Source organism: Methanoregula sp. PtaB.Bin085, assembly GCF_002067035.1.
Classification (GTDB): Archaea; Halobacteriota; Methanomicrobia; order Methanomicrobiales; family Methanospirillaceae; genus Methanoregula.
This window is the reverse complement of record NZ_MVQB01000043.1, coordinates 111,334-129,322: the sequence shown is the minus strand read 5'-3', so window position 1 is coordinate 129,322 and position 17,989 is coordinate 111,334. Positions and strand designations below refer to the sequence as shown.

The 17,989-nt window shown below is 54.9% G+C and carries 19 protein-coding genes; 13 read left to right on the top strand and 6 right to left on the bottom strand.

Annotation, left to right across the window (positions count from 1 at the left end; all coding sequences use genetic code 11):
• The first annotated feature begins 3 nt into the window (after nucleotides 1-3).
• Nucleotides 4-744 carry a 4Fe-4S double cluster binding domain-containing protein gene (locus A4E33_RS09490; RefSeq protein ID WP_292347570.1) on the top strand — a complete coding sequence of 247 codons (741 nt, stop codon included), beginning with the start codon at nucleotides 4-6 and terminating at the stop codon, nucleotides 742-744.
• A 248-nt stretch (nucleotides 745-992) separates the two neighbouring features.
• Here the strand turns inward: A4E33_RS09490 and groL are convergent, their stop codons facing one another.
• Both groL and groES read right to left on the bottom strand, forming a co-directional pair.
• Entirely contained in the window at nucleotides 993-2,606 is a 1,614-nt protein-coding gene (gene groL, locus A4E33_RS09485; RefSeq protein WP_292347569.1) for a chaperonin GroEL, read from the bottom strand.
• 10 nt (nucleotides 2,607-2,616) lie between these two features.
• Complete coding sequence (gene groES / locus A4E33_RS09480; protein ID WP_292347567.1) at nucleotides 2,617-2,889, bottom strand: co-chaperone GroES; 273 nt, start codon at nucleotides 2,887-2,889, stop codon at nucleotides 2,617-2,619.
• Nucleotides 2,890-3,036: 147 nt separating this feature from the next.
• On the opposite strand from groES, the gene A4E33_RS09475 reads away from it, so the two are divergent.
• The 5 genes from A4E33_RS09475 to A4E33_RS09455 all read left to right on the top strand — a co-directional run bounded on the left by A4E33_RS09475 (nucleotide 3,037) and on the right by A4E33_RS09455 (nucleotide 6,090).
• Entirely contained in the window at nucleotides 3,037-3,444 is a 408-nt protein-coding gene (locus tag A4E33_RS09475) for a winged helix-turn-helix domain-containing protein (RefSeq protein ID WP_292347565.1), read from the top strand.
• A gap of 42 nt (nucleotides 3,445-3,486) precedes the next feature.
• Entirely contained in the window at nucleotides 3,487-3,969 is a 483-nt protein-coding gene (locus A4E33_RS09470; RefSeq protein WP_292347563.1) for an Hsp20/alpha crystallin family protein, read from the top strand.
• 50 nt (nucleotides 3,970-4,019) lie between these two features.
• Entirely contained in the window at nucleotides 4,020-4,529 is a 510-nt protein-coding gene (locus A4E33_RS09465; RefSeq protein WP_292347561.1) for a phosphate-starvation-inducible PsiE family protein, read from the top strand.
• Between the two features lie 462 nt (nucleotides 4,530-4,991).
• Nucleotides 4,992-5,492 carry an OsmC family protein gene (locus A4E33_RS09460; RefSeq protein ID WP_292347559.1) on the top strand — a complete coding sequence of 167 codons (501 nt, stop codon included), beginning with the start codon at nucleotides 4,992-4,994 and terminating at the stop codon, nucleotides 5,490-5,492.
• Between the two features lie 166 nt (nucleotides 5,493-5,658).
• Nucleotides 5,659-6,090 (top strand): OsmC family protein, encoded by a 432-nt coding sequence (locus tag A4E33_RS09455; protein WP_292347558.1) that lies wholly within the window; start codon nucleotides 5,659-5,661, stop codon nucleotides 6,088-6,090.
• An 11-nt stretch (nucleotides 6,091-6,101) separates the two neighbouring features.
• On the opposite strand, the gene A4E33_RS09450 is transcribed toward A4E33_RS09455, so the two are convergent.
• Nucleotides 6,102-6,464, bottom strand: a complete 363-nt coding sequence (locus A4E33_RS09450; protein WP_292347556.1) for a helix-turn-helix transcriptional regulator — start codon at nucleotides 6,462-6,464, stop codon at nucleotides 6,102-6,104.
• 364 nt (nucleotides 6,465-6,828) lie between these two features.
• Here A4E33_RS09450 and A4E33_RS09445 point away from each other — a divergent pair, with 364 nt between their 5' ends.
• Nucleotides 6,829-7,548 (top strand): class I SAM-dependent methyltransferase, encoded by a 720-nt coding sequence (locus A4E33_RS09445; RefSeq protein WP_292347554.1) that lies wholly within the window; start codon nucleotides 6,829-6,831, stop codon nucleotides 7,546-7,548.
• Between the two features lie 303 nt (nucleotides 7,549-7,851).
• Here the strand turns inward: A4E33_RS09445 and purE are convergent, their stop codons facing one another.
• On the bottom strand, nucleotides 7,852-8,241 hold the full coding sequence (gene purE / locus A4E33_RS09440) for a 5-(carboxyamino)imidazole ribonucleotide mutase (RefSeq protein ID WP_292347552.1): 390 nt from the start codon (nucleotides 8,239-8,241) through the stop codon (nucleotides 7,852-7,854).
• Nucleotides 8,242-8,297: 56 nt separating this feature from the next.
• On the opposite strand from purE, the gene A4E33_RS09435 reads away from it, so the two are divergent.
• The 4 genes from A4E33_RS09435 (at nucleotide 8,298) to A4E33_RS09420 (ending at nucleotide 11,657) form a co-directional block, all read left to right on the top strand.
• On the top strand, nucleotides 8,298-9,428 hold the full coding sequence (locus A4E33_RS09435) for an alanine--glyoxylate aminotransferase family protein (RefSeq protein ID WP_292347551.1): 1,131 nt from the start codon (nucleotides 8,298-8,300) through the stop codon (nucleotides 9,426-9,428).
• The gene (gene ribC, locus A4E33_RS09430; RefSeq protein ID WP_292347549.1) at nucleotides 9,425-9,886 is read left to right on the top strand and encodes a riboflavin synthase; all 462 of its coding nucleotides are present in this window, start codon (nucleotides 9,425-9,427) and stop codon (nucleotides 9,884-9,886) included. Before A4E33_RS09435 ends, ribC begins: the two co-directional genes overlap by 4 nt.
• Before the next feature lie 221 nt (nucleotides 9,887-10,107).
• Entirely contained in the window at nucleotides 10,108-10,527 is a 420-nt protein-coding gene (ribH, locus tag A4E33_RS09425) for a 6,7-dimethyl-8-ribityllumazine synthase (protein WP_292347547.1), read from the top strand.
• Nucleotides 10,524-11,657 (top strand): pyridoxal phosphate-dependent aminotransferase, encoded by a 1,134-nt coding sequence (locus A4E33_RS09420; protein ID WP_292347545.1) that lies wholly within the window; start codon nucleotides 10,524-10,526, stop codon nucleotides 11,655-11,657. The genes ribH and A4E33_RS09420 overlap by 4 nt, the downstream gene beginning before the upstream one ends.
• Nucleotides 11,658-11,700: 43 nt before the next feature.
• Here A4E33_RS09420 and A4E33_RS09415 read toward each other — a convergent pair whose 3' ends face one another.
• Both A4E33_RS09415 and A4E33_RS09410 read right to left on the bottom strand, forming a co-directional pair.
• Nucleotides 11,701-12,303 (bottom strand): RloB family protein, encoded by a 603-nt coding sequence (locus tag A4E33_RS09415; protein WP_292347544.1) that lies wholly within the window; start codon nucleotides 12,301-12,303, stop codon nucleotides 11,701-11,703.
• 25 nt (nucleotides 12,304-12,328) lie between these two features.
• A complete protein-coding gene (locus tag A4E33_RS09410) occupies nucleotides 12,329-13,618 on the bottom strand; it encodes an ATP/GTP-binding protein (protein ID WP_292347542.1) in 1,290 nt (429 codons plus the stop codon).
• A gap of 1,129 nt (nucleotides 13,619-14,747) precedes the next feature.
• On the opposite strand from A4E33_RS09410, the gene A4E33_RS09405 reads away from it, so the two are divergent.
• Together A4E33_RS09405 and kdpA are read left to right on the top strand one after the other, a co-directional pair.
• Nucleotides 14,748-15,251, top strand: coding sequence for a hypothetical protein (locus A4E33_RS09405; RefSeq protein ID WP_292347540.1), 504 nt, complete (start codon nucleotides 14,748-14,750; stop codon nucleotides 15,249-15,251).
• Nucleotides 15,252-15,580: 329 nt separating this feature from the next.
• Nucleotides 15,581-17,989 (top strand): potassium-transporting ATPase subunit KdpA, encoded by a 2,409-nt coding sequence (gene kdpA, locus A4E33_RS09400; protein WP_292347538.1) that lies wholly within the window; start codon nucleotides 15,581-15,583, stop codon nucleotides 17,987-17,989.

Below are 17,989 nucleotides of genomic sequence, written 5' to 3'. Positions count from 1 at the left end.
GGTATGAAAACGGATCTCAGCACCCGGATCCGCCGCCTTGCAACCTCCCTTGGCGCCGACTACTTCGGCATTGCAGATCTTGTGCCTGCCCGGGACTTCATCAGGGCACAGGGCGGCGAGAGGACGGCCCGGTATCCGCGGAGCGTTGTCATGGGCATCCGGCTGCAGGACAGCCTTGTCGACATGCTGCCTGACCGCGACCGGGAAGGGGCGATCCTGTACCGGCACAACAGCTACGATGTCGTGAACGCGAACCTCGACCTGATCGCGCTCCGCGTGGCGAACATCCTCCAGCAGGAGGGGTACGGGGCGCTCCCGGTACCGGCATCGAAACGGACGAGCGACGAGCATATTGCCGGTATCTTCTCCCAGAAGCTCGGTGCCCATATGGCGGGACTCGGATGGATCGGCAGGAGCTGCCTGCTCGTGACGCCGGACCACGGCCCCCGCGTCCGCTGGGTCAATGTCCTGACCGATGCACCCCTGACACCGACCGGCAGTCCCATGGAGCCCCGGTGCGGGGACTGCACGGCATGCGTTGACATCTGCCCGGTCAAGGCGTTCACCGGCCGGATGTTCTCAGAGGATGAGCCCCGCGAGGCCCGGTTCGATGCCGCTGCCTGCGACCGGTACTTCAGACAGCTCGAGAAGGAGATGGGGGTTGCCGGCGTCTGCGGGCTGTGCCTCTGGGTATGCCCGCACGGGAGGAAGAAGAAGGCGAAAACGTCCGGCAGGAATTACTGAAGGAGATTCGCGGCAAAAACCTGCAAATACCCTGTACAAACCCGTCACCGGAAGCGTGAAGGGCAGGCAGTGGTATTCGGTTGCATATCCTGCGGGAAAAAGGGGCTGCCCTGCAGGTGTAACCTAGGTGGCGGTTCCGGCATCTGAATTACGGGCTCAGGGATTATCATACATCTCCGGACTGGCATACCCTCCCCGTCATTGCCCTTTGGATCCTGCTGGAAAAAATTTTTGTTATTGGGGCCGGCTCAGATGATGATGGTTGCAGCCTTCTTGTCTTTCTCATCGTCAAAGTCGGTGATGATAACCTCGGTCGAAAGGACCAGCCCTGCGATCGAACTTGCGTTCTGGAGCCCGGTCCTCACAACCTTGGCCGGATCAATGACGCCGTTCTCGACAAGGTTCTGGTAGGTCCCGGTCTTGGCATTGTACCCGAAGTTCATGTCCGGGGATGCACGGATTCGTGCAATGACCTCGGCACCCTCGACCCCCGCGTTCTTTGCGATCTGCCGGAGCGGTTCCTCAAGGGCCCGGCGCACGATGGCGACTCCGATCTTCCGGTCATCACTGAACTCAAGTTTGTCCAGGGCACTGATTGCGCGGAACAGGGTGATACCCCCGCCAGCAACAACGCCCTCCTCGACGGCTGCCTTGGTCGCGTTCAGGGCATCATCGATCCGCATCTTCTTCTCCTTGAGCTCGGTCTCTGTTGCCGCGCCGACCCTGATGACCGCAACACCGCCGCTGAGCTTGGCAAGCCGCTTGCGGAGTTCTTCCTTTTTGTATTCGGAATCGGCGATATTGATCTGGGACTGGATAAGGTTCATCCGCTCCTCGACTGCCTTCTTCTCGCCCCTGCCGCCGACAATCAGGGTCTTCTCCCCATCGATCCTGACGGTATGAGCCGACCCGAACGACTGCTTGCTGACGGTCTCCAGTTTCATACCGCGATCCTCTGAGATAACCGTTGCTCCGGTCAGTACGGCAATATCATCGAGCATTGCCTTGCGTTCGTCGCCAAAGCCGGGTGCCTTGACCGCACAGACCTTGAGGCCGCCGCGGATGACATTCAGGATCAGTGCTGCCTGCGCTTCACCATCCACGTCTTCAGCGATGATGATCAGGGGCCTGCCCTCCTGGGCAGCCGTCTCAAGGACCGGGATGATCTGTTTCATCGAGGAGATGCGCTTGTCCGTGACAAGGATGCTGGGGTCCTCGTACTCGCAGACCATCTTCTCGTTATCGGTGACCATGTAGGGAGAGATGTAGCCACGGTCGAACTGCATCCCCTTGACCACTTCAAGGCCTGTGTCAAGGCTCTTTGCGTCCTCGACACTGATGAGGCCCCCGTAGCCGACCTTCTCCATCGCGTCGGAGATAAGCCTGCCAATCTCCTCGTCATTGTTCGCGGAGATGGTAGCGACCTGGATAATCTTCTCCCGGTCCTTGACCGGCGTACTTACAGAACCGATATACCCCACGACAGCTCCCGCCGCAGCATCAATCCCCCGCTTGATCTCCACAGGATTTGCGCCGGACGTGATGTTCTTCAGACCTTCGGTGATGATGGCCTGGGCGAGCAGTGTGGCGGTCGTTGTACCGTCACCGGTCTTGTCCTGCGTCTTCTGGGCAACCTCTTTCACCAGCTTGGCGCCCATGTTCTCGAACTTGTCATGGAGGGAGATCTCTTTGGCAATGGTCACGCCGTCATTGGTAACAATCGGATTGCTGATCTTGTCAATGACGACATACCGGCCTTTGGGGCCGAGCGTGATCTTCACGGTATCTGCCACCTTGTTCACACCGGTAAGAAGTGCCTTCCGGGCCTCTTCGTCAAACATCAGCTGCTTGGATGATGCCATGATTCACACCTCACTCTATCTTTGCCAGGACGTCCTTGAACGGGACAAAAACATAGTTTTCGGAATCCATCTCGAACTTATCCGCGCTGTACCCGCCGTAGATTACATGATCGCCGGGTTTCAGCGGCAGGGAGGTGCCGTCCTCGCGGGTACCGACAGAGACAACAGTCCCTTCCTTCTTCTTCTCCTGGGCGGTCTCCGGAATATAGATCCCGCTCTTTGTCTTCTCTTCAGCCTGTGCAGGTTTGATCAGGACACGTTCGCCAATCGGAATGATAGTCATGAAAACCTCCTTGCGGTTGAGTTTTTTGTTATACTCATGCTCTTCCGAAATATTTAAAAATTTTCAAAATTGTTGAATTCATATCAATTTTGTTGAATAAGATTAAAATTGTTTGAGACTAATTCAATATATTGGGCAGGGAATCCCATGATGCGACAGCTCACCCTCAGGCAGATAGAACGCCCGGTCAGGATCCCGAAGGACGGGGACCTGTACTGGTTCTGCGACAGTCTCGGTGTCGATAATGGCAGGGATATCGACCATATCGCAACGCGGATCATCCTCTCCCTCCTCGAGAACCTTCCGGATACACGGGGTCTTGCAGTAGAACAGATAGCGTCAGATCTGGATATCTCCAGCCCGAGGGTGAACCACCATATCAGGAACCTTGTGGAGACCGGCCTTGTCTACCGCCACAAGCAGAAGATCTTTATCCGGGGCAACAGTCTCAGGTCCATGGTCCAGGAGATCCGAAAGGATACCATGAGGATACTCGATGACCTTGAAGAAGCTGCAACGGAGATTGATGAATCATACGGAATCAGTACCCGTTAAAATCCCATTCACATCAGAATGCTCCTGAACGGAGGGATGCCTTTGAAATCCACGGATTTCCCCTTTGTCACAGCATGGAGCGGCATGATCCGGGAAATGAAACGGCTGGGACTTGACCTGGATCCGTTCTCCTGCCGGTATCCGGCCACCAGCCGGTATTGGTCTCCTTTCGAAGATGGCTCGGTAGCGAAGAGGGAACGTGGCACAGTCTTCCGGCACGAGATCCGGGATGTTGCGGATGAGATCATTCTGGTCATCGAAACGCACGATTGCATGAGGGAGAGTATTCAGGTGTATCTCATCGGCACCGATGCCGTGGAGATCGGGTGTATCCGGAAGAGATCGCACGGGGCGGAGTCCGGCCGCCATCGGGTCTGCGTATCATCGTCAGACAGGTTCTGCCATGTCTTCCCGCTCCCTGATGAAGTGACCCTGAAAGGGGTACGTTCAGAGATCAGAAACGGGATCCTTGAGATCCGGCTGAAGAAAAAACGTGCGGGACCACGGATGGTTCCCATCCGGTAATGACCGGCATACCGATCAGACCTGGAAATAATCAATGCGAGGGTGAAAGAATGGGTGTGGAGATCCTGTATACGCGTGTTCATGAACTGTTCCGGCGGCTCCTTGAGAACATTCAGGATATCATCATCATCGGTATCTGTATCGTCCTGTTCGTCCTGATGATACGGTCGATCGCGACACTGGTCTTCAGTCTTTTCGGACCCTATGATTTCAGGGGAGTTGCCGCAGAGCTGATCTACATTCTTGTCCTGATAGAACTGTATCGTCTTCTCATCATCTACCTCCGGGAACACCGGATCGCGGTAGATATCATGATAGAAGTAGGCATCGTGTCGGCGCTCCGCGAGATTATCCTCCATGGCATCCTTGAGATCGACCCGCTGAAGATCATTGCTATTGCTGTCTTGTTTACTGCGCTGCTGCTCCTGCTCCGCTATGGTGCTGTGCGGGTCGTGGAAATGGAAACCGAAGAACGGGATGGCCTTTTTACTGAGGTCCGGAAAACCGTTGATAAATACCGGATGCAGAATTCTGATCCTCCCCGCAAGGAACCTGAATGACGACGGACTGATGTTTTTCTCTTCCTGCGGGGAATAATTCCGGTGGGAGGAAAAACCGGCGGAAAAAACGCTGATTCTGATGAATCAGAGAAAAACACGGCGGCACACATCAACCGGGACGCTTCGCTCCCCGGCCGTCCCTGGTTACCCGCCCACGATCCCGGGCGGGAGGAAAATCAAGGCCTGGCAGGCTGCCCGCGGGCTGGTGCCGTGTATGGTTACATTTCCCACCATCCTTCTCCTTGACGGAATCCTTTTTCAGGGCGTCCCCTGCCGTAGAAAACCATGATCTCTCCGGAAGGTACTGCAGTCCGGCTGCCGGGGCCGGTCCCGTCCCGTTTTCAAACATTCTTGAAAACCGGCTTTGAACATATATGCGTCCCGCACCGACCATTGACCTGTCCTGTGGCAGGGTCATCCGGATCCAGTGATTGTGTCAGAGGATGAAAAGGAGTGACCTCCATGAGTAATGCGAAAACAAGTACTGCAAAAACGCCGGTCGTGCACACCTGTGCCCCGCCTGCTGCACTTCCGCCGGTGAAAATTCAGGCAACATGGGACAAGAACACGGATACCCTTGTTGCAAGAACCCCTGCCGGCTGCACGATCAGCATGGCCGCAACAGACAGACTCATGGCTTCCGGGAAGATCCCGGGCCCGTTCGACCTGTTTGTCTCTGCCCTCGCGGGGTGTACCGTTCATGAGATTCTTGAAGTCATGATCAGGAAGGACCATGTTGATGTGAAAGACATCACTATCACGGTCAGCGGAACCCGCCGCCCGACACCGCCGACGCTCTTTGATACGCTTCATGTCAGGTTCAGCCTGACCGGCACTATTGATGACGAGTACGCAAAGACGGTCATCTCCGACATCATGATGAGGCGGTGCCCGGTTGCGGCAACCTTCGGCCGGGCCTCGTATCTCACCTGGGACCACGAGATCATACCCTCAGCGGTATGATGCCCCGGACCCCTGTTTTTCCCGGCATCAGGGATCTTCAGAAACAGGATGATCCGCAGATCCCCGCGCCAGCCTCTTCCAGTTTCCCCCCTGTCATTCCCGTGAGCAGGAACCGATCCGATACTCTATGAGGTCCGGAAACGAGACTGTTCCCCAAAGGGAGATCATGACAGGCACCACATGGACGTTCGTCAAGGCATCGTGGAAAGGCGGGACACGGTTTGTTGTCGAGAACCGTGACGGGGGCCGGCTTACCCTTGTTGCCCGGAATTCTGAAGGGGATACGCCCCGCCGTTTTTCCATGGTGGATGCATTTATCGCGTCCCTTGCTTCCTGTACCGGTACCAACGTTATTCTCCTGCTTGATGACAGCGGGATAACGCCCCGCTCCTTCACGGTAAAAGCTGAATGCGTCTTCCGGCATGACGAACCCCGCGTGTTTGAAACAATCCACCTCATCTTCCTGGTGGGCGGGGATATCGAGGAAGAAGTGGTCCGCACTGCGGTCCGCCGCTCGGTGACCGCAGTCTGTCCGATCGCCGTAACGCTGGGGAGATCTGTGGAGATCACCTGGGATCTCCGGATGAAAAAACGGTAACATCCCCCGTCTCAGGGAACCAGCACCTGCCGCAGGCACCGGATGAGGGGAGCGTTCCGGTCGCCGGCGAACCGGTATGTTTTATGGCGCGAGCGGTAGTATGATTCCAGGAGACCGGCCTTTTTGAGGATCCCGAGGTTGTAGGAGAGAAGGTTCTGCGGTTCCTTGAGGATGTACATCAGTTCATACACGGAATGGTCCTTCTGTACCAGGAGGAACAGGATCCTGATGCGGAGCGGGCTTGCAACGATCTTCATCATCTCGGCAACATCGTCAAAGACCGGCGAGGTGATCTCATGTGCTTCCCGCTCGAGTTCATTGCGCCAGGCAATCTCAAGATCGCTGTCGGCAGGGCAGCAGCCGGTAAAACCCATGGTATGAATATCAGTTGACAGAAGGATAATATTTCCTGACCAGGGATGCCAGTCCCGGGATCAGTCATCGGCACTCAGGCGTTCGGGTGAACCGGATTGGGGTTTAACCGGTGTTTTGACCCGCGGTCGACTGTTTTCAAATAATCTTGAAAACCGGCTCCGGGTATATATCGCTGCATCCCCAACCCAACCGGCATGATCCGGCGGGGATTGCAGAGAGATGCACAATACCCGTGGATGACAGGAATGAAATCGCGGATACTCTTGCCAGGCCCGAAAAACCGGCAAATACCCGGGGTACCTGCCATAACCCGGATGCTGTCCTTCATACGACGAAATTCTATTCCAGGAAGCTGGTCAGACCATGACAACGGATACAAGGAAACGGAATCCCGGAACCGGGAAAGCAGTGAAGGGGAAGAAAGAGGACTCCGGCTCCACGGATATTACCGGTGGGGAGAACCGCAGCTTTGACGCCGAAGCTGCAACATGGGACAGCGAACCAGGGCGGGTGAAGCTGGCGGACGATGTGGCACAGGCGATCCGCGGGATGGTGTCCCTGACACCGGAGATGGATGTACTGGATTTCGGATGCGGAACAGGCCTGCTCACGCTTCATCTCCAGCCGCTGGTCCGGAGCATCACGGGCGTTGACAGCTCGCAGGGGATGCTGGCGGTCTTTGACGGGAAGATCCGGAAGCAGGGCATCACGAATGCAAGGACGCGTTTTGCCGATCTCAACAAGGGAGATATGCCGGATGGCAGGTATGACCTCGTCATCAGCAGCATGACGTTCCATCACATCCGTGACATACCGCACCTCCTGAAAATGATGGCGGGGGTGCTTCGGCCGTCAGGACAGATCGCGGTCATCGATCTCGATCCCGATGGCGGAAAATTCCACAGTTCGAACGCCGGTGTATTTCACTTCGGGTTTGAACGGAGCGTCATGAAGGATCTCCTGGAGGCGGAAGGGTTTGTTTCGGTCCGGGACCGGACTGCAGCGATCATGCAGAGGCCGTCCCCTTCCGGAGAAGCCCGGGATTTCCCGGTTTTTATCATGACCGGCAGAAAACCGGAGTGAGCATACCGCAGATCAATTCCCGGGGCAGGATGCATGCGGGATGATGTTCCGGCCCGGTCATTATCCCGGACGGGTGCATTACCGGCCGACGGTAAAACCAGGATGGCACTCATGGTCACTGCAGGGACATTGAAGACAGGCCATGCATTTTCCCGGGCTTCCCGTTTGAGGCTGTGTGCATTACGGAAAAAACCCACAGGCATGCAGGTGCAGGGTGATTTCACACGTCCGGCACAGAGGGAGCTGCATCTTACGGGAACAGGGATGCTCGCAGAAGAGAAGAGGAAAGAAAAACCGGGCTCACTATCCTGTAAGTTTCAGGATCCGGATCGCCAGCCACGCCGCATTGTCCCCGTTGTCAACACCAACGCAGGCGACCGGGACTCCCTTGGGCATCTGGGCGATGGCGAGAAGGGCGTCGAGACCGTTGAGCGTCCCGCTGACCGGGACGCCGATGACCGGTTTGTCGGTCTTTGACGCGATAACACCGGGGAGGGCTGCAGAAAGGCCGGCGATGGCGATGAAGATCTTCACATCGCTCGTTTTGATATACGCATCGAGCCGGTCGGGGTCGCGGTGGGCCGAGATGACCTGCGCGTCGTAGGGCACCCCGTTCTCGTCAAGGACCTTCTTCACTTTGTCGGTGATCTTCGCGTCCGATTCGGATCCCGAGATGATGGCAACGTCTGGCATAACCTGCTATCCAAACTTATATTGCGTCTTTCTTAAAATACTATGAGCAGATCCACATGGAAAAAGAACTCCTCCTGATGCTGCCGGGCCCGGTCCCGATACCGGAACGGGTCAGGTTTGCAATGTCGCGTCAGGCAATCAACCACCGCAGCGCCGAGTTCGGTGCCGCGTATGCCGACTGCGTGCGGGTCCTCAAAACGACCTTTGGTACCACAAACGACCTCTTTGTTATCAGCGGGTCCGGCACGGCCGGGATGGAAGCCGCGATCGCGGGCGTGGGACGGGACAAGCAGATCGCCTGTATCGTGAACGGCAAGTTCGGCGAGCGGCTCTTCAAGATCAGCCAGCGTTACGGCAAGGCGACCGAGATCAGGTCCGACTGGGGCACACCCGTCAACCTCGAAGGCCTGAAGGCCCAGCTCGAGGCAGGCGCCCAGGTCGTCACCCTTGTCCACAACGAGACCTCCGCGGGTATCAGGAACCCGGCCGAGGAGATTGGGAAGCTCTGCCGGAAGCACGACGCCCTCTTCATCATGGACGGCATCACATCCATCGGCGGCGACGTTGTCGAGGCCGACAAGTGGGGCGTTGACATCGCCATCACCGGTTCCCAGAAGTGCCTTGCGGCTCCCGCCGGCCTTGCCATGGTCTCGGTGAGCAGCCGGGCATGGGAGCGGCTCACGAAGAACCCGCCGTACTACCTCGACCTTGCAGCGTACAAAAAGAGCGCATCCGGTAAGCCGATGGAGACCCCGTACACCCCGGCGGTCCCGCTCTTCCTCGCGCTGCGCGAGGCCTGCATGATCATCGAGGAGGAAGGCCTCCCGGCCCGGATCGAGCGGCACCGGAAGATGTCCGGCGCTGTTCAGGCAGCGGCGAAGGCATGGGGACTGTCCCTCTTCCCCAAGCCGGACAAGCTCCACAGCCCCTCCGCGACCGTCACCGCCATCGAGTACCCCGCGGGCGTCAAGGACGACGAGATGCGGGGCGCCGTCAAGAAGATGGGCATCCAGATTGCCGGCGGTCAGGACCACGTGAAGGGCAAGATCTTCCGGATCGGCAGCATGGGTGCCGTCAGCGCCCCCGAGATCCTCGCGACCGTGGCCGCGACCCAGCACGCGCTGAAGAAGTGCGGCTACACGCCGAAAGGCGACGGTGTCGAAGCCGCCGCCGGGGTGCTGGGATGAGAGTCGGTGTCGCGGACACCACCTTCGCACGCATCAACATGGGAGCCGTTGCCATCGACGAGCTTAAAAAGCACGCCAGCGTGGCCATCGAGCGGGTGACGGTGCCGGGGATCAAGGATCTCCCCGTTGCCTGCAAGAAACTGATCGAGGAACGCCGGTGCGATATCGTCATGGCGCTGGGCATGCCGGGGGGCAAGGACAAGGACAAGATGTGCGCCCACGAGGCCTCGCAGGGCCTGATCATGTGCCAGCTGATGACGAACAAGCATATCATCGAGGTCTTCGTCCACGAGGACGAGGCAAAGAACGACCGCGAACTCGCGTGGCTCATGGAGCAGCGCACCAGGGAGCATGCAGTGAACGCGGTGAAACTGATCCTCCGGCCGCAGGACCTTGTAAAGGACGCCGGGACCGGCCAGCGGCAGGGATTCCCCGACGCCGGCCCCGCCCGGAAGTAACTGGAAATTTATGGTCCCGGAGAAAACCCCGATCAGCAGAAAAGATCGCCCCCCTTGCGCCAGCCCTGACCCCGTTGAGGGCGGGGGCGCTTAGGATTCCTCCGTATTACCCGTACACAAAAAAAATGAGATTAACGTGTACGGGTAGTCCGGGGTCATCGTTATCCCGGAAGATTTCTGCAGAGCAGAAATTTATGACCCATAACACGAGATGATAGAGTATGTGTGAAACCAACCCCATAAAGCTCGGATTCGTTGTCGCGGAGTTCAACCGCGACATCACCTACATGATGGAGATCGAGGGCCGGGAGCACGCGGCGTTCCTCGGCGCGGAAGTGACCGACTGCATCTACGTGCCCGGCGCCTATGACATGCCGCTTGCGATCAAGAAACTCCTGACCTCAGGTAAGGTCGACGCGGTCGTCACCATCGGCTGCGTCATCGAGGGTGCAACCCAGCACGACGAGATCGTTGTCCAGCACGCGGCCCGGAAGATCATCGACCTCTCGCTCGAGTTCGGCAAGCCTGTCTCGCTCGGCATCTCCGGGCCCGGCATGACCCGGCTCGAGGCCAACGAGCGGATCGATTACGCCAAGCGGGCCGTTGAGTCTGCCATCAAGATGGTCAAGCGGTTGAAATGAAGCCGCTGTCGGCGAAGATCGCCGGCGTTACCGAATCGGCGACGATCGCGATCTCCAACAAGGCCAAGGCGATGCAGCGGCAGGGGATCGATGTCATCAGCCTCTCCATCGGGGAACCCGATTTCGACACCCCGAAGCATATCACCGATGCCTGCATCGATGCGCTGAAGCGGGGCGAGACGCATTACGCCCCGAGCAACGGCATCCCCGAGCTGACGGCAGCCATCGCTGAAAAGATCACGAAGGAGAACAGGTTCCCCTGCACCCCCCAGCAGGTGATCGTTGCCTGCGGTGCGAAGGACGCCATCTATGAGACCTGCGAGGCCGTCCTGAACCCCGGCGATGAGACGATCATCCTCACTCCGGCCTGGGTCTCCTACGAGCCGTGCATCCAGATCGCGGGCGGGAAACCGGTCTTCCACGCGATCAACCCGAAGACCTTCCAGCTTGACGACTCCCTGCTGGAGAAGGTCAACAAGAAGACCAAGATGATCATGGTCAACTCCCCGTCGAACCCCACGGGCGCTGTCTTCGATAAGAAATCCATGAAGCTTGTGGCCGACCTCTGCGAGGACAAGGATCTCTACGCGATGTCGGACGAGATCTACGAGAAGATGATCTACGGCAAGGAGCACATCTCGCTCGCGTCCCTCGGCGACATGCACCACCGGACCATCACCATCAACGGCTTCTCGAAAGCCTACGCCATGACCGGCTGGCGGCTCGGGTATGCTGTCGGCCCGAAAGAGATCATCGCCGAGATGTCCAAGGTCCAGCAGCACTCCATCAGCCAGGTCACGACCTTTGCCATGTGGGGCGGGGTTGCGGCGCTCAAAGGCGACCAGTCCTGCGTGGAGCAGATGCGGCAGGAGTTCGACCGGCGGCGGAAGTACGTCATGAGTGAGCTCGCGAAGATGGGGTACGAGATGGCACCGGCCGAGGGTGCGTTCTATGCCTTCGTGAAAGTTGCCGGTGATGATATGGAGGTTGCGTCACGGTGGCTTGATGCCGGTCATGTTGCTGCTACGCCTGGTTCGGCTTTTTATGCGCCGGGATGGATCCGGCTGTCGTACGCGGCTTCGATGGAGAAGCTGCGAGAGGCGATGGGGCGGATCAAGCGGGTTGGGTAGAAGAGACATGATATAATTGCCCTTAAAAATTTTTCAAATACTGTTATTCAAAAGAATTGATTATTTCGATAATTTCCCCAATAAAGGAATATGGATTTGCATCACGCAAGAATAGATTTCTCTTCTCTTTTGTATGGTATTTTTTTAACTTAGATACATTTTGTATCGCTTGTGCTTCATTTTTACATAATTGAGAAAAATGTGGTTCGATTTCTGGTTTTTGGTATTCTGGAAGGAACACCTTTAATTTTTCAACGGTCTCATTTTTCGAAAACTGATGAGTATATAATTTGAAATGAAGAAGAAGCCATAGCTCAAAATTCGGATTTGATAAAATTAATGTGATAAATTTTGCTTTTCGTGTCATTGCATCATTGATACAAATGTCTGTTGCATCATCAACATCTGTGACACAATATATCCTATCATTAGGATCCAAATCTTTCGCGGAATATTTTCTCTCAATAAGTTTTACCATTTGATGGGGGTTTCCCGCATTCTCAAAAAATGGCTCAATTCGTATATTTTTTTTATTGCTATGAATCTTCTTTAAAGTGAAGTAATTAATTTCAGAATACCCATTTGAATAGATATGAATGAAATTTCTTGGTTTTCTGTTGTGTGATCTCTCTCTTTGAAAATTCATTGATTGAATTTACGTTATACCAATATTAGAATTTTCCATATTTTAAATCAGGTAATCCTCCATATCTACCAAATAAATATGCTTTTTCAACAGATCTATCATGACGTTTTTCATATTCTAAGAGAGAATATAGCTCAGTCGATTTTGTATCAATATTCTTTTCGGTGAACCAAATTTGTTCGCGTCTAAAAAAATTGGAGGCTAAAATATTGGTGTTATGTGTTGTAAAAATAATTTGAGATTTTGTTTTAATGAGCTCTGGATCATGAAATACCTTTAAAAGGAAATTTTGTAAATCCGGATGCAGTAGGATATCAAATTCATCAATAATCAAAACTTTATCCGATTCTAATATTGATTGCAACCAAATGCTTGCTAATTTAAAAAATTGTTGAGTACCATCTGATTCAAATTTTGAAAAATTAACTATTACTTCAGTATCATCAACTCGCTTTCTTACGGATTTAATTTCTGAATTCCCAAATTCTATTTGTGATGACGATTTATTTGAAATAATATTTGTATCAATTTTAGCGCCAAGAGTGTTCATAAATGTTTTAAATGAATCGAAAATTGCGGGATCATCAAATCTCTCGATTTTTCCAGAAATATTATAAATGTCAAAATCTGCATATTGTAAAAATTTTATAAGCTTCTTTTTGTTTTCTTCGGATTGATTCATATATTCTATTGTATTATCCTCTGAAATGCGAGATAATGGACCAATTGGACTTAAAACCTCATTGAACCATTTAAAAACAGGCCCAAATTTTTTATATTCATTATTTGCTTTTGAGACAAACAATACATTTTCGCCGGTATGTGAAAATAATGATTGTAATTCATCATGATCGATAAATGGTTCTAATTTATTTTCCTCTCGCCGAAAGATCTCGATCACTTTTTTCCCTTTAAAATATGATAATTTTTCAAACGTAATTTTAGTCTTTGTAAATGAAAATTCGTATTTGTAAATTATGTTATCTTTGATGAAGGTGATTCCAAATTGAACGGGTTTATCTGAATATTCCGAATTTAAAATAAATGGTTGGTATTCCCGAAACGACTGTCCTGCATTTTGGTTTTTTGAATGTAGGACAAGAGATTTCATTTTGCTCAATGCAAGAATTACATTCGTCTTGCCCGATCCGTTTGCCCCATATATAGTGCAACTTCTTAGTAATTTTTTAATATTATCGTTTTTGTCTACGCTCATTATATTATATGGTTTTGAGTTACCCCTGACTGGAATCATACTAAGTTTAACTTCATCTGCTATTGAACGAAAATTTGCAACTGTATACTCAATTAACATAGGTATGTGTAAGATTTTAGAATATAAAAAGTTTCTACGAAAAAATCGTAAGAATCCGAAAAAATAGAAAAATGGTTTTAAACATTAAAATTTTATCAACGAATATTTCGAGCAAATCCAATTATCTTTCTCTCACGAATGAATGTATAGTTATTTCTTCAACACGCAATTATGGCCCTATTTATTCAAACTCCGCTTGCTCAATCTCACATGTTCAATCGCGATCACGATCGCGCTTGAAAAAACTAAATCAAACCTTGCTTGAAAATTTTCAATCAAAGTCTGCTGAAAAAAATTCAATCAAGGTTTGCCTACAAAAAGTTAAACTAATCCTCATCAGCCACAATCCGGGTATTACGACGGAACGATCGATCCGTCAACCGGTTTTCAATCAAAGGTCGCTTGAAAAATTTCAATCAAAGTCTGCTGAAAATTTTTCAATCAAACCTTGATTGAAAAACAAAAATCAAAGTCCGATCGATCCGGATCAAAATTTCAATCGCGATCATGATCGCGATTGCATTTTCGCTGTCTGGAAAAATCCTGTTCCAAAATATGAACCCCCCTCTTGCGCCACCAGTCCCCCGATGGGGGACGGGGCGCATTGGGATGGCGGATAATTACTTGTTCTTTCGGATTCTCCGAATACCTTCTGAGTGGTTATCGCAATGCGGGGGCTGCCACAGCGGCGGGGGCAGAGCGTCAGCGGAGCCCCCAAGAGTGTGGATCCAATGATTTTTCCATAACATATTGTTCCAGTCAGGACCTGCGATAAATCCGGCATCCTCAGACACAAACCCTCTCGAAGCATCCCGCATACCAAAAATATTCCGTCTCATTAAAACCCCCCGGGACCAAATGCGCATTGAAGATGGCCCAGATCTCCTGAAAGCACCATTCTCCTGCCCCGGATTCAAAGTGGCGGGGAAGGCCATATATGGTCCAGTTCTATGCTGTTTGTCCAAGGCATCCAGCAGGATGCCGCGGACACGAGAAGAACGGTGGAGCCGTTCTTCGAGCTGTCCAAGGGCGCCCAAGGACAACCAATCGACGGAAGCCAGGATGGAATCCGTCAAAACAAGGGAGATCCGGAGGATCTCCCCCAGACCAAAGAAAGGAGTGAACAAACATGGCAGACTTCGAACCAAAAAGCACCACAAAGAGCGCGGTCCGCAGACTCGCGGAACCGCTCGCGGACGTGACTGCCTTCGACAACATCGTCCAGGGCGTCATCACGAACAACCCCTTCGGCTGCACGATCTACAACCAGGGCGGGGCAGACCACCCGCCGGTCGAGCGGAGCAGACAGGGGTACACCTCCCGCATCCTCTACCAGGACGGGATGGCGAAGACCGTGGCGATCGTCACGGTCCGGGCACCGACCATCGCGGCCTTCACGGCAGCGGCAAACCATATCGTGGCAAACACCCAGCTGGCAACCGACCTCGGCGGGACACCATCCCGGGACTTCGCGAACGAGAAGTTCGCGGCAACCCTGCGGTGCCACGACCCCAACGGCGAGATCTACTTCGTGAACTTCAGCCGGGACCTTGTGACCCTCACCTCGTTCTCGGACGATGCGATCCAGAGCAAGGTCGAGACGTGGGCGGACACCGTGGCGGTGCTTGCATAAGTATCGTGAGATGAACAAACGGGGCGGGGGAGAACCCTGCCCTGCTCTTTTGGAAATTCGGGTTCCCGATACTCGTCACCGAAATTTTTATTCAGATCGATCAGCGATGTGCTGTTGGATCCGGGAAAAAACCCCCATTGGTCATCCCCTCCTGCACCAGCTCAGCATTATGGGGTTCGGGGGTTCCGGTCCAGCCCGGATCCAAAAACAGTCCTTTTTATGATAACGTATGGAAGCACACTTCCCACTGTCATTAAATAGCTATACTCATCACGGTTGTAATGTGAACTCACTGCAGGATATTCCGGCAGGAGTCTGACTGGTATGGTATGAAGGAATATACCGAACTCCCCTCGCGGATTGCAGCCCAGGTCCGGCCGGCGGTTGTCATCCTTGTGTTCCTCACGCTCGTCACCGGCATCTGCTATCCCCTCCTCATCACCGCCATTGCCCAGGTCGCCTTCCCCGTGCAGGCAAACGGGGACCTCCTCATACATAACGGGAAGGTTGCCGGGTCCGCGCTCATCGGGCAGCCGTTCTCGTCCCCGAAGTATTTCTGGGGCCGGCCCTCGGCGACAACTCCCGGGCCGTACAATGCCGGGCACTCGTCCGGCTCCAACCTCGGCCCTTCCAACATTGCCCTCACCGATGCCGTGAAAGCCCGGGTTGCGATCCTTCATCTGGCTGATCCCTCCAACAAGCTTCCTGTCCCGGTCGACCTTGTCACGGCCTCCGGCAGCGGCCTTGACCCCCACATCAGCCCGGCCGCAGCCTATTACCAGGTCTCCCGGGTTGCCCGCGAGCGGGGCATGACCGAAGTTGCGGTCCATGCCCTCGTGGACTCGCATGTTGAGCCCCGGCAGTTCGGGTTCCTGGGAGAGCCCCGGGTGAACGTCCTGGAGCTCAACCTTGCCCTTGACGATATCTCCGGGGCCGGAGGCACGGCCGTTGCGCCGGGGGCTGCCGATCCGCACGCCTCAGAGACCCCGTGGCTCCGGCTCCCCGACTGGGTGCTCCTTGCTCTCTTCATCGGGTTCTTTGTGGTCACGGTCGTCCCGCTCGGGCGGTTCATGGTCCGGGTCATCGGCGGCGAACCCCATCTCCTCTCTTTTGTCTTCGATCCGGTCGAGCAGCGGGTGCTTGCCTGGTCGCAGGTCCGTGCCGGCGAGGAGATGGACTGGAAGACCTTTGCCCTTGCCATGATCGTCTTCTCCCTTTCCGGGATCGCATTCCTTGTCCTCCTCCAGCTTGCCCAGCCGCTCCTCCCGCTCAACCCCGCCGGTGCCGGCTCCCCGCCCCTTGACCTTGCCCTCAACACGGCGGTCAGTTTTGTCACCAACACCAACTGGCAGGCGTACGCCGGCGAGACCGGCATGAGTTACCTCACCCAGATGGCGGGACTCACGGTCCAGAACTTTGCCTCGGCTGCCACCGGCCTTGCGGTCCTTGCCGGGCTCGCGTACGGGTTCTCCCGGCGCTCGGGATCAACAATCGGGAACTTCTGGGCGCTCCTCCTGCGGAGCACCTTCCTCCTCATCCCGTTCTGCATCATCCTCTCTCTCCTCCTTGTCTCGCAGGGCACGGTACAGACGCTTGCCGGCCCGGTAACGGTCCCGCTCCTTGACCCGTACCGGGCAACGGACGGGACGCCTGTTACAACCCAGACCATCCCGCTCGGGCCGGCCGCGTCCCAGATCGCCATCAAGCAGCTCGGGGTGAACGGCGGCGGCTTCTTCAATGCCAACTCCGCCCACCCGTTCGAGAACCCGACACCGTTCTCCAACTACCTTGAGATGGTCGCCATCCTGTTCATCCCGGCAGCACTCTGCTATTCGTTCGGACGGATGATCGGTGCCGGCAGGAAAGGCGTCAGCCTCCTCATCGCCATGACCATCATCTTCCTGCCCCTCCTTGGCCTCGCGATTGCTGCCGAGACCGGGGGCAACCCGGCCTTTGCCCCGTCCGGGATCGACCAGACCCCGTCCGAGCTCCAGCCGGGCGGGAACATGGAAGGAAAGGAGGTCCGGTTCGGGATTGTGGGCTCCACCCTCTTCTCGGTGGTGACCACCGCGGCCTCCTGCGGGGCGGTGAACGGGATGCATGATTCGTTCATGCCGATTGGCGGCTTTGTCCAGCTCTTCATGATGCAGCTGGGCGAGGTCGTGTATGGCGGGATCGGCTCCGGGCTGTACGGGATGATCGTCTTTGCCATCATCGCGATGTTCATCGCCGGCCTGATGGTAGGCCGGACGCCGGAGTACCTGGGCAAGAAGATCGAACCGGACGAGATGACGATCGCCACGATCATCATCCTCATCCCCATCATCCTCATTCTCGTGATGACGGCGCTCGCGGTCCTCACCGATGCCGGCCGGGCAGCGGTCTTCAATCCCGGGCCCCACGGTTTCTCCGAGATCCTGTACGCGTTCACCTCCGCTTCGCAGAACAATGGCAGCGCCTTTGCCGGGCTCTCGGCAAACACCCCCTTCTGGACCCTGGCCACAGCCTTCTGCATGTTCGTGGGCCGGTTCCTGCCGGCTGTCCTGGTGCTTGCCCTTGCCGGGTCGCTCGTGCAGAAGAAGATCGTCCCCGGGAGCGAGGGGACGCTCTCGGACCACCGCCCGCTCTTCATCCTCTGGCTGGTCTTTGTGGTCGTGATTGTCGGGGCGCTCAGCTTCCTCCCGGCCCTTGCCCTCGGCCCGATCGTGGAACACCTCATGCTCACCGGAGGTGTCTGA